General features: G+C 68.3%; 10 protein-coding genes. 9 read left to right on the top strand and 1 reads right to left on the bottom strand.

The features are described 5' to 3' along the window. Position 1 precedes the first annotated feature (1 nt). Together ACE3QC_RS08020 and ACE3QC_RS08015 are read left to right on the top strand one after the other, a co-directional pair. Positions 2-997, top strand: coding sequence for a low specificity L-threonine aldolase (locus ACE3QC_RS08020; protein WP_374407048.1), 996 nt, complete (start codon positions 2-4; stop codon positions 995-997). Then, entirely contained in the window at positions 994-1,914 is a 921-nt protein-coding gene (locus ACE3QC_RS08015) for a DMT family transporter (protein WP_374407047.1), read from the top strand. The genes ACE3QC_RS08020 and ACE3QC_RS08015 overlap by 4 nt, the downstream gene beginning before the upstream one ends. A 166-nt stretch (positions 1,915-2,080) precedes the next feature. Here the strand turns inward: ACE3QC_RS08015 and ACE3QC_RS08010 are convergent, their stop codons facing one another. Then, entirely contained in the window at positions 2,081-2,860 is a 780-nt protein-coding gene (locus ACE3QC_RS08010) for an SDR family NAD(P)-dependent oxidoreductase (protein WP_374407046.1), read from the bottom strand. Positions 2,861-2,913: 53 nt separating this feature from the next. On the opposite strand from ACE3QC_RS08010, the gene pepN reads away from it, so the two are divergent. From pepN to ACE3QC_RS07975, 7 genes are all read left to right on the top strand, one after another. After that, a complete protein-coding gene (gene pepN / locus ACE3QC_RS08005) occupies positions 2,914-5,568 on the top strand; it encodes an aminopeptidase N (protein ID WP_374407044.1) in 2,655 nt (884 codons plus the stop codon). A 43-nt stretch (positions 5,569-5,611) separates the two neighbouring features. Further along, positions 5,612-6,313, top strand: coding sequence for a peptidoglycan editing factor PgeF (gene pgeF, locus ACE3QC_RS08000; RefSeq protein WP_374408027.1), 702 nt, complete (start codon positions 5,612-5,614; stop codon positions 6,311-6,313). Between the two features lie 177 nt (positions 6,314-6,490). Further along, positions 6,491-7,066, top strand: a complete 576-nt coding sequence (petA, locus tag ACE3QC_RS07995) for a ubiquinol-cytochrome c reductase iron-sulfur subunit (protein ID WP_374407042.1) — start codon at positions 6,491-6,493, stop codon at positions 7,064-7,066. Between the two features lie 17 nt (positions 7,067-7,083). Next, positions 7,084-8,373, top strand: a complete 1,290-nt coding sequence (locus ACE3QC_RS07990) for a cytochrome bc complex cytochrome b subunit (RefSeq protein ID WP_374407040.1) — start codon at positions 7,084-7,086, stop codon at positions 8,371-8,373. 22 nt (positions 8,374-8,395) lie between these two features. Further along, positions 8,396-9,256, top strand: a complete 861-nt coding sequence (locus ACE3QC_RS07985) for a cytochrome c1 (protein WP_374407038.1) — start codon at positions 8,396-8,398, stop codon at positions 9,254-9,256. Between the two features lie 84 nt (positions 9,257-9,340). Then, entirely contained in the window at positions 9,341-9,877 is a 537-nt protein-coding gene (locus ACE3QC_RS07980; RefSeq protein WP_374407036.1) for an adenine phosphoribosyltransferase, read from the top strand. Between the two features lie 62 nt (positions 9,878-9,939). Next, the gene (locus tag ACE3QC_RS07975; RefSeq protein ID WP_374407034.1) at positions 9,940-11,793 is read left to right on the top strand and encodes a cation:proton antiporter; all 1,854 of its coding nucleotides are present in this window, start codon (positions 9,940-9,942) and stop codon (positions 11,791-11,793) included. Positions 11,794-11,815: the final 22 nt, after the last annotated feature.

The raw sequence follows: 11,815 nt of genomic DNA, 5'->3' as shown, positions 1-11,815 counted from the left end.
CATGATGTTCCTTTCCGACAACGCCGCCGCCGTCCATCCCAATGTGTGGGAGGCGATGCGTGCCGCCGACGCGGCCGACTCGCCCTATGATGGCGATGTACCGTCGCAGCGGCTCGATGCGGCATTCTCGGAGCTGTTCGGGCGCGAGTGCGCGGCGATCTGGGTCGCCACCGGCACCGCGGCGAACTGCCTCGCGCTCGCCACGATGGTCCAGCCGCACGGCGGCGTGGTGTGCCACCGCGAGGCGCATATCGAGGTGGACGAGGGCGGCGCGCCCGGTTTCTACCTCCACGGCGCGAAGCTGCTGCTGGCCGAAGGCGAGGGCGCGAAGCTGACGCCCGCGACCATCCGCGCCGCGATCGACCCGATTCGCGACGACGTGCACCAGGTGCAGCCGCACGCGATCTCGGTGACGCAGGCGAGCGAATACGGGCGCTGCTACCGCCCGCAGGAAATCGCCGCGATCGGCGCGCTGGCGAAAGAGCGCGCGCTGGGCTTCCATGTCGATGGCGCGCGCTTCGCCAACGCGGTCGCCTTCCTCGACTGCTCGCCCGCCGAGGCGATCGGGAGTGCCGATGCCCTGAGCTTCGGTTGCATCAAGAACGGCGCGATGAGCGCGGAGGCGGTGGTGTTCTTCGACCCCGCCGCCGCCGACATCGCACGCTATCGCCGCAAGCGCGCCGGGCACCTGCAATCGAAGGGCCGCTTCCTCGCCGCGCAGGTTCTGGCGATGCTCGAAGGCGATCTGTGGCTCGACAACGCGCGCGCGGCGAACGCGGCGGCGGGCGAGATCGCCGGGGCCTGCGGCGATCGGCTGCTGCATCCGGTCGAGGCGAACGAGCTGTTCGTGCGGCTGACCCCCGCCGAGCGCGAGGCGCTGCGCGCGCAGGACTTCGGCTTCTACGACTGGGGCGCAGACGCGGCGCGCTTCGTCACCGCGTGGAACAGCGATCCGGCCGACGCCGCGGCGCTGGCGCGCGCGATTTCCGGCTTGTGAGCGACACGGCGGGCGATCCCGCGCCGCACGCGCTGCTGCGGCCGCGGATCGTGCTGCCGTTCGCGATCGTCGCGCTGATCTGGGGTTCGACCTGGTACGTCATCACCGGCCAGATCGCCGCGGTGCCGCCAAGCTGGTCGATCGCCTACCGTTTCGCCATCGCGACCCCGGCGATGTTCGCGGTCGCGCTGGCGATGCGGCGTCCGCTGTCGCTCGGGCGCGCGGGGCATCTGCTGGCGCTGGCGATCGGGCTGACCCAGTTCTGCGGCAACTTCAACTTCGTCTATCGCGCCGAACTGCACCTAACCTCGGGCATCGTCGCGGTCATGTTCGGGCTGCTGATGGTGCCCAATGCGCTGCTCGGCGCGTGGCTGCTCGGCCAGCGGGTGACGCCGCGCTTCCTGATCGGCGGCGCGGTGGCGATCGCGGGCATCGCGCTGCTGCTGCTGCACGAGGCGCGGCTCTCGCCGCTGGGCGGAAGCGTGCTACTCGGCGTCGCGCTGGCGGTGGGCGGGATCCTCTCGGCCTCGATTGCCAACGTGATCCAGGCGAACGAGACCGGCCGCGTGCTGCCGATGGCGAGCCTGCTCGCCTGGTCTATGCTCTACGGCACCGGCTTCGACGTCGCTTTCGCGTGGTGGACCGCCGGGCCGCCGGTCTTTCCCGATTCGCCCGCGTTCTGGGCCGGGACGGCGTGGCTGGCGATCGCCGGGTCGGTCGTCACTTTCCCGCTCTACTACACCATCGTGCGTCAGCTTGGGCCGGGCCGCGCGGCGTATAATGGGGTGCTGGTGATCGTGGTCGCGATGCTGATCTCGACGCTGGTCGAAGGCTACCAGTGGTCGCTGCTGGCGGGCGCGGGCGCGGTGCTCGGCATCGCCGGAATGATCCTCGCCCTGCGCGCGCGGCAGGCGTGAGCTGGTTCACGCAGAGACGCAGAGACGTGGAGGGGTTGTGCGCGAACATCTGTTGGCCTCATTCCTGCGAAGCGGGACTTGATTGATACCTTGGGAAATGAATCCCGCATTCGCGGGGGGTGAAAGACACTAGGGCTTGCGCAACCTCTCCGCGCCTCCGCGTGAATTACACCAGCGACGCCAGTCCCTCTCGGAACGTCGGGTAGCGCGGCCGCCAGCCGAGCACGCGCTTCGCCTTGCCGTTCGCCACGCGGCGGTTCTCGGCATAGAAACCGCGCGCCATTGCGGAGAGGCCCGCCTCGTCCATCGTTTGCAACGGAGGCGGAGCGACGCCGAGCAGGCGGCAGGCCTCCTCGGTCACCGCATTGTGGCTCGCGGGCAGGTCATCGGCGAGATTGTACGCCCCCGGCGGCGCATCGACCGCGGCGAGCACGCCCGCCACGATATCCTCGACATGCACCCGGCTGAAGACTTGGTCCGGCAGATCGATCCGATGTGCCGTGCCCTCGCGCACCCGGTCGAGCGCGCTGCGGCCCGGCCCGTAGATGCCCGGCAGGCGCAGCACCCGCGCGCCCATTGCCAGCCATTTCGCGTCCGCCTCGCTGCGCGCCGTGCGCCGTCCGGTGCCGACCGGGGCGCTTTCGTCCACCCATGCGCCGCCCGTGTCGCCGTAGACTCCGGTGGACGACAGGTAGCCCAGCCACGGCGTCCCGGCGAGCACATCGCCGTAAGCCGCCAGCACATCGTCCTCCCCGCTTTCGCGCGACGGGGGGACGGAGGACAGCACATGGCTCGCCCCGGCCAGCGCGGCGCGCACCGCAGCGCCGTCGTCGAACGCCACCGTGCCCGCGCGCCCGGTCCCGGCCACGCGCCACCCGCGTGCCTCCAGCGCGGCGGCGACCCGGCCGGCGGTATAACCCATTCCGAAGATGAACATCGTACCCATATCGTACGTTCTACCCGCTGGACGCGAAGGCGAAAGGACTTAGAAACCGGAACATGGACATTGTCAGCGACCCGACCACCCCCGACGGCAACCCCGAAATGGCCGATGCGGCCGTCGAACCGAAAGAGCCGCCGCTGATCCGGCGCGAGGATTACCGCCCGTTCGACTGGCTCGTGCCCGAAATCGCGCTCGATTTCGATCTCGGGCTGGAGAAAACCCGCGTTTCGGCGACGCTGTCGGTCGAGCGCAATCCCGCAGCCGACGCCGCCGACACGATCCGCCTCAACGGTGACGGCCTCACCCCCGCCTCGGTCGTGGTCGACGGCACGCCGGTGAACGACTGGTCGATGGAGGGCGGCGATCTGATCGTCCCGCTACTGGGCGACGCACACGAGATCGCGATCGTCACCGAGATCGATCCTTCGGCCAATTCGCAGCTCATGGGCCTCTACGCCTCGAACGGCATGCTCTGCACCCAGTGCGAGGCCGAGGGCTTCCGCCGCATCGCGTTCTTCCCCGACCGGCCCGACGTGCTCTCGACCTACCGCGTGCGGATGAGCGGGATGAAATCGCTGTTCCCGGTGCTGCTGTCGAACGGCAACCTCGTTGCCGAGGGCGAAGGCGAGGGCGGGGCGCACTGGGCCGAATGGCACGATCCTTGGCCCAAGCCGAGCTACCTGTTCGCGCTGGTGGCGGGCGATCTGGTCGCCAATTCGGGCAGCTTCACCACGAAGGGCGGGCGCGAAGTCGCACTCAACGTCTGGGTGCGGGCGGAGGATCTGCCGCGCACCGACCACGCGCTCGAATCGCTGAAGCGCTCGATGCAATGGGACGAGGAGACCTTCGGCCGCGAATACGATCTCGACCTGTTCAACATCGTCGCGGTCGGCGATTTCAACATGGGCGCGATGGAGAACAAGGGCCTCAACGTCTTCAACACGAAATACGTGCTGGCCGACCCCGACACCGCGACCGACGGCGATTTCGACGCGATCGAGGGCGTGATCGGGCACGAATACTTCCACAACTGGTCGGGCAACCGCGTGACCTGCCGCGACTGGTTCCAGCTATCCCTGAAGGAAGGCTTCACGGTGCTGCGCGACCAGCTTTTCTCGCAGGACATGCAGGGCGAGGCGGTCAAGCGGATCGAGGACGTGCGCGTGCTGCGCAGCGTCCAGTTCCCCGAGGATTCGGGACCGCTGGCGCATCCGATCCGGCCCGACAGTTTTCGCGAAATCTCCAATTTCTACACCGCGACGGTCTACAACAAGGGCGCCGAGGTCATCCGCATGATGCGCACGATGGCGGGGCCCGAGGCGTTCCGCGCGGGCGCCGACCTCTATTTCGACCGCCACGACGGCGAAGCCGCGACGTGCGAGGATTTCGTGCGTGCGATGGAGGACGGCGCGGGTCTCGACCTCGAGAAGTTCCGCCTATGGTATTCGCAGGCGGGGACGCCGAAGGTTTCGGTGTCGCTCGACCACGCGGGCGACACCGCTACGCTGACGCTCAAACAGGTGGTGCCGCCGACGCCCGGCCAGCCCGCCAAGCATCCGATGCCGATCCCGCTGCGCATCGCGCTGTTCGACCGCGAGAGCGGCGCGCACGGCGGCGAACAGCTCGTCGTGCTCGACGGCGCGGAAAAGACCATCGCGTTCGAGGGGTTCGACCGCGCGCCGGTGCTGTCGGTCAACCGCGGGTTCTCCGCGCCGGTTTCGATCGAGCGGCATGTGGCGCGCGAGGACCTGGTGTTCCTCGCCGCGCGCGACGACGATGCCTTTGCCCGCTCGGAAGCGATGCAGGAACTGGTCGTCGGCCATCTCGTCGCCGCGGCCGGCGAAGGGCTGGACGAGCGTGAGCGCGGCGAGGGCCGGAGGGCCATCGGCGAGGCGCTGTCCGCGATCCTCGAGGACACGGCGCTCGACGACCTGATGCGCGGCGAACTGATGGTCCTGCCGGGCGAGACCTATCTCGCCGAACAGATGCTCGTCGCCGATCCGGGCCGCATCCGCGCCGAGCGCGAGGGCCTCAAAGCTTGGCTGGCGGGCGACCTCGACCATGCCTTGCGCGCCCTCCACGCCCGCGCGAGCGAGGTTCCGTACAGCCTCGACCCGGCGGCGCGCGGCGCGCGCAAGGTCAAGACGCTGGCGCTGACCTATCTCGCGGCGGGCGATCCGGCGCGCGCGGCTCGGATCGCGGCGGCGCAATACGACGCGGCCGACAACATGACCGACCGGCAGGGGGCGCTGATGGTGCTCGCCGGGCTGGAAAGCGATGCGCGCGCCGACCGCCTCGCCGATTTCTACCGCCGCTATCAGGGCAATCCGCTGGTGATCGACAAGTGGTTCAGCCTCCAGGCGATGTCGCTTCATCCCGATGCCATCGCGCACGTGAAGGCGCTGCGCGACCACGCTGACTTCACGCTGCGCAATCCCAACCGGGTGCGCGCGCTCTACATGCCCTTCACGGGCACCGCGCAGGGTTTCCATGCGGCGAGCGGCGAAGGCTATCGGATGATCGCGGACCTGATCCTCGCGCTCGACCCGATCAACGCGCAGACCGCCGCGCGCTTCGTCTCGCCGCTCGGCCGCTGGCGGCGGATCGAGCCGGGCCGCGCGGCGCTGATGCGCGCCGAGCTCGAACGGATCGCCGCCGCGCCCGAGCTGTCGCGTGACTCCCGCGAGCAGGTGACCCGCTCGCTTGGCTGAGGCACTGCAGGCCGGGGTGCTCGCGGGCGCTGCGCACGGGTTCATGACCCGTCGCGGCGGCGTCTCGACGGGGGATGCCGCCGGGTTGCAATGCGGCTTCGGCGCCGGCGACGATCCGGCGGCGGTGGCGGAGAACCGGCGGCGTGCCGCAGAGGCGGTGCTGCCGGGCGCAGCGCTGGTGAGCGTGCATCAGGTCCACTCGCCCGATGTCGCGACGGTCGCCGAGCCGTGGAGCGACGACGCACGTCCGCATGCCGATGCGCTGGTCACCGACCGCCCCGGCGTGCTGCTCGCGATCGTCACCGCCGATTGTGCACCCGTGCTGCTGGCCGACCGCACGGCGGGCGTCGTCGGCGCGGCGCATGCCGGATGGCGCGGCGCGCACGGCGGCGTGATCGCGAACACGGTGGAAGCGATGGTCGCGCTGGGCGCCGCGCACGAACGGATCGCGGCGGCGATCGGCCCGTGCATCGCGCAGCCGAGCTATGAGGTGGACGATGGCTTTCGCGAGCAATTCACCGAGGCCGACGTGCGCTTCTTCGGCCCCGGCGAAGCGGGGCATTGGCAGTTCGACCTGCCCGGCTACGTCGCCGCGCGGCTGCGCATGGCGGGCGTCGATACGGTCGAGGATCTGGCCTTGGACACCTATGCCGATCCGGCGCGGTTCTATTCCTACCGCCGCGCCACGCATCGCGGCGAGGCCAATTACGGGCGGCTGATCTCGCTGATCGGGCTCGGCGGCTAGCCGCTTCGGCGGCCAAAAAGGCGGTTGGCAGCTTCCGCATTCGCAGCTACAGGCCGCCCAAACCGGCACCGCAGGGGGCCTCGCCCGTGCTCGTGCAGGCGACGGTCGCATGGGGGTTCTTCCCATCGGCGGCGGCGCCGGATCAAAGGCAAGACAGGTCTGAACAAGGCAGGGCTAATGGCTGATACGACTGGCGCCGCGACACCCGACATGGTCGCCGAAAATGGTGACGACGGGGTCCGCCGGCGCGACTTCATCAACATCGCGGCGGTCAGCGCCGCGGGCTTCGGCGGGGTCGCCGTGCTCTATCCTCTCATCAGCCAGATGGCGCCTTCGGCCGACGTGCTCGCCGAAAGCAGCACCGAGGTGGACGTGTCCTCGATCCAGGCCGGTCAGGCGATCAAGGCGATCTTCCGCAAGCAGCCGCTGTTCGTGCGCCGCCTGACGCCGCAGGAAATCGCCGCCGCCGACGCGGTCGACGTGTCCTCGCTGCGCGATCCCCAGACGCTGGCCGAGCGGACCAAGGAAGGTCACGGCGACGTGCTCGTCACGATGGGCGTGTGCACCCACCTCGGCTGCGTGCCGCTGGGCGCCGCCGAGGGCGAGAACAAGGGCGAGTTCGGCGGCTACTTCTGCCCCTGCCACGGTTCGCACTACGACACCGCGGCGCGCATCCGCAAAGGCCCGGCACCGCTCAACCTCGAAGTGCCCGAGTATGAATTCACTTCCGACACCGTGATCACGGTCGGCTGAGGAGCGAGAGACAGAACATGAGCTTCCCCTGGGCCAAGGAATACACCCCGACCAATCCGGTCATGAAATTCTTCGACGAGAAGCTGCCCCTGCCGCGGCTCGTCTACAACGCGGTCGGCGCGGGTTACCCGGTGCCGCGCAACCTCAACTACATGTGGAATTTCGGCGTGCTCGCCGGGTTCTTCCTGGTGCTGCAGATCATCACCGGCGTGGTGCTGGCGATGCACTATTCGGCGGACGCCACGGTGGCCTTCGGCAAGACCGAGCACATCATGCGCGACGTCAACTGGGGCTGGCTGATGCGCTATGCCCACGCCAACGGCGCCAGCTTTTTCTTCATCGTCATCTACCTGCACATCTTCCGCGGCTTCTTCTACTCCTCGTACAAGGCCCCGCGCGAGATGGTCTGGCTGCTCGGCGTGGTCATCTTCCTGCTGATGATGGCGACCGCCTTCATGGGCTACGTGCTGCCGTGGGGGCAGATGAGCTTCTGGGGCGCGAAGGTCATCACCGGCCTGTTCGGCGCGATTCCAGTGGTCGGCGAGCCGCTCCAGGTCTGGCTGCTGGGCGGCTACGCGCCCGACGACGCGGCGCTGAACCGCTTCTTCTCGCTGCACTTCCTGCTGCCGTTCGTGATCGCCGGCGTGGTGATCTTGCACATCTGGGCGCTGCATATCCCCGGATCGTCGAACCCCACCGGGGTCGAGGTGAAGAGCGAGAGCGACACCGTGCCGTTCCACCCGTACTACACGGCGAAGGACGGCTTCGGGCTCGGCGTGATCCTCGTGCTCTACGCGATCATGGTGTTCTTCCTGCCGAACTACCTCGGCCACCCGGACAACTACATCGAGGCGAACCCGCTCTCAACCCCCGCGCACATCGTGCCCGAATGGTATTTCTGGCCATTCTACGCGATCCTGCGCGCCTTCACGATGGACTTCATCCTGCCGGCCAAGCTGTGGGGCGTGCTGGCGATGTTCGCGGCGATCCTGATGTGGTTCTTCCTGCCCTGGCTCGACCGTTCGCCGGTGCGCAGCGGCCACTACCGCCCGCTGTTCCGCAAGTTCTTCTACGTGCTGCTCGGCGCGATGGCGGTGCTGTTCTACTGCGGCGGCGCGCCGGCCGAAGAGCCGTACGTGATGCTGAGCCAGATCGCGACCGCATACTACTTCCTGCACTTCCTGGTGATCCTGCCGCTGGTGTCTTCGTTCGAGAAGCCGCAGCCGCTGCCCTATTCGATCACCGAAGCGGTGCTGGGGTCGGACAAGAAGGCCGTGCTCGGCGAAAACACGACGCCCGCGACCTGAGGACGAGAGAAAGAGACACGCAATGATCCGGCCTATCGCAATCCTCATCGGCCTCGGCTTCACGCTCGTCGTGCTGCTGTCCTTCGTGACCGGCGCCTACACCTGGGCGACCGAGGAGGCGCAGCACACCGCGGAGCACGAGTTCCACCTCGCGCCCCACAGCCCCGAAGGCGGCTTCTCCCACAACGGCCCCGTCGGCACGTGGGACGTGGCTCAGCTCCAGCGCGGCTACCAGGTCTACAAGGAAGTCTGCTCGGCCTGCCACAGCCTCAAGTACGTCGCGTTCCGCGATCTTGCGGGGATCGGCTACTCCGAAGGCCAGATCAAGGCCGAGGCGGCGAGCTATCAGGTGCCCGGCATCAACCCCGACACCGGCGAGAACACCTTCGTGCCGGGCCTGCCCACCGATTTCTTCCCCTCGCCCTATCCCAACGCGGTCGCGGCCGCGGCGGCGAACAACAACGCGGTTCCGCCCGACCTTTCGCTGATGACCAAGGCGCGCCACCACGGCCCCGAATACGTCTATTCGCTGCTGACCGGCTACGGGCCGATCCCCGACGAACTGCGGCAGGAGTTTCCCGACTTCGAGACCCCGGCGGGCCTCCACTTCAACCGTTACTTCCCCAACCTGAACCTCGCGATGGCGCCCCCCCTCACGACGGACGGACAGGTGACCTATGCCGAAGGCAACCCCGCGCCGACCATCCGCCAGATGAGCGCCGACGTCGCCGCGTTCCTGACCTGGACGGCCGAACCGAAGATGGTCGAGCGCCGGCAGACGGGCTGGCCGGTGGTCGGCTTCCTGATCTTCGCCACGATCCTCGCCTTCCTCGCCAAGAAGCAGGTCTGGTCGAGCGTAAAGCCGCGCCGCGCCGAAGACTGATCGGTTCGCCGCAGCATTGCTAATCCGGGCGCCCCTCCATCCTGCGCGATGCGAGGGGCGCCTTCATTTCGGGAAAGGCCTGCGATGAGCCCCGACGAACTGAAGGCGCTGGTCCGCACGGTGCCCGATTTTCCCGCGAAGGGGATCGCGTTTCGCGACATCACCACGCTCCTGTCCCACGGGCAGGGCTTTGCCGCCACCGTCGGCCATCTGGCGGACCGGGCAAAGGCGGCGCGGGCGCAGGCCATAGCGGGCATGGAAGCGCGCGGCTTCATCTTCGGCGCGGCGGTGGCGGTGGAACTCGGCATCGGTTTCGTGCCGGTGCGCAAGCCGGGCAAGCTGCCGGTGCCGACCATCGGGATCGACTATGCGCTCGAATACGGCAGCGACCGGCTGGAAATCGATCCCGACGCGGTTTCCGCCGGGCAGAACATCGTGATCGTCGACGATTTGATCGCCACCGGCGGGACGGCGCTGGCGGCTGCGCAACTGCTGCGTTCGGCGGGCGCGCAGGTCGGTCATGCGCTGTTCGCGATCGACCTGCCCGACCTGGGCGGCGCAGACCGGCTCCGGGCCGATGGCGTGGCGGTCGATGCCCTGATGCGGTTCGAAGGCGGATAGCGGGATAGAAACGGGCTGCCGGGCATTGCAGGGTGACGGCATTACAGCGAGTATCGGGGGCAATGCAGGAACAGGGACTCGTCATCGCGCTGGTCGGCGTGCTCGGCATCGGCGCGCAGTGGATCGCCTGGCGCACCGGCTGGCCCGCCATCGTGCTGATGCTGGCGGCCGGCTTCCTCGCCGGGCCGATCCTCGGCGTGATCGATCCCGAGCATGCCTTCGGCGACCTGCTTGAGCCGATGGTCGCTATCGGCGTCGCGCTGATCCTGTTCGAAGGCGGGCTCAGCCTCGATCTGCGCGAGCTTCGCCATGCGGGCGACGGGGTCTGGCGGCTGGTCATCTTCGGCGTCCCGATCGGCTGGCTGCTCGGCAGCTTCGCCGGCTACTACGTCGCCGGGCTGGTCTGGCCGGTCGCGATCCTGTTCGCCGGCATCCTCGTCGTCACCGGCCCCACCGTGGTGCTGCCGCTGCTGCGCCAGTCGAGCGTGCAGCCGCGCCCCGCCGCGATCCTGAAGTGGGAAGCGATCGTCAACGATCCGATCGGCGCGCTGTGCGCGGTGATCGCCTACGAATACTTCCGCATGCTCGCCGAAACGCCGGGCGCGACGGTGTTCGAAGTGGTGCCGCCGCTGATCATCGCTGCGGTGCTTGCCGGGGGCATCGGCTATGTCGCCGCGCTGTTCATCGCCTGGTCGTTCCCGCGCGGACTGATCCCCGAATTCCTCAAGGTGCCGGTGCTGCTGACGATGGTGATCGGGGTGTTCGTCGCTTCGAACCTGATCGAGCACGAGGCGGGGCTCGTCGCGGTCACGGTGATGGGCATCGCGCTCGCCAACATGAACGTCACCAGCCTGCGCTCGATCCACCCGTTCAAGCAGAACATCGCGGTGCTGCTGGTCTCGGGCATATTCATCGTGCTCTCGGCCTCGCTCGACGCCGAACAACTCAGCTATCTCAACTGGCGCTTCGGGCTGTTCCTGCTCGCGCTGCTGTTCCTCGTGCGCCCGCTGACGATCCTCGCCAGCTTGCTGTTCAGCTCGGTGCCGTGGAACGAGCGCCTGTTCCTCGCCTGGATCGCGCCGCGCGGCATCGTGCTGGTGGCGATTTCCGGCCTGTTCGCGCTGCGCCTGTCGGACATCGGCTATTCCGACGGCAACGTGCTGATCGGGCTGAGCTTCGCGGTGGTGGTGGCAACGATCGTCGCGCACGGCTTCACGGTCGACCTCGTGGCGCGCTGGCTGGGCGTGAAGGGTAACGAACGGCCCGGCCTCATCATCGTCGGCAGCACGCCGTGGACGATCGCGCTGGCGCAGCAGATGCATGCGCTCAAGACGCCGGTGATGGTCGTCGATGGCAGCTGGCAGCGCCTCGCCCCGGCACGCCGCGCGGGCCTGCCCTACTACCACGGCGAGATCCTGAACGAAGCGACCGAGCACAACCTCGACCTCACGCCCTATCAGGTGCTCGTCGCCGCGACCGACAACGAAGCCTACAATACGCTGGTATGCAACGAGTTCGCCTACGAGATCGGGCGCGACACCGTCTATCAGCTCGGCGAGGCGGCGGACGAGGACGACAAGCGCGCGATCCCGCCCTCGTTGCGCGGGCGCGCGCTGTTCGAATCGGGGTTCGGCGTGGCCGACGTCAACGCGCTGCAGGCGCAGGGCTGGATCTTCCGCAAGACCAAGCTGTCGGAGGAGTTCGATTTCGACGACGCGCAGGAATTGCTGCCCGAAGGCGGGCATCTGCTCCTGCTGTTGCGCAAGAACGGCAACCTGCGGTTCTTCACCCACGCCGCCCGCCCCGATCCGCGCGCGGGCGACACGGTGATTTCGTTCACTCCGCCGAAGAAGCGCGCGACGAGCGAGGAAGCGCCGAAAAACGGCGGCGAAGGCGCACAGGTGCAACCGGCATGAGGAGGAGCGCGATGATCGCACG

The organism is Pelagerythrobacter sp. (genome assembly GCF_041912895.1).
Classification (GTDB): Bacteria; Pseudomonadota; Alphaproteobacteria; order Sphingomonadales; family Sphingomonadaceae; genus Pelagerythrobacter.
Note: the sequence above shows the minus strand (reverse complement) of the source record. Positions and strands in the feature narration are given on the sequence as shown.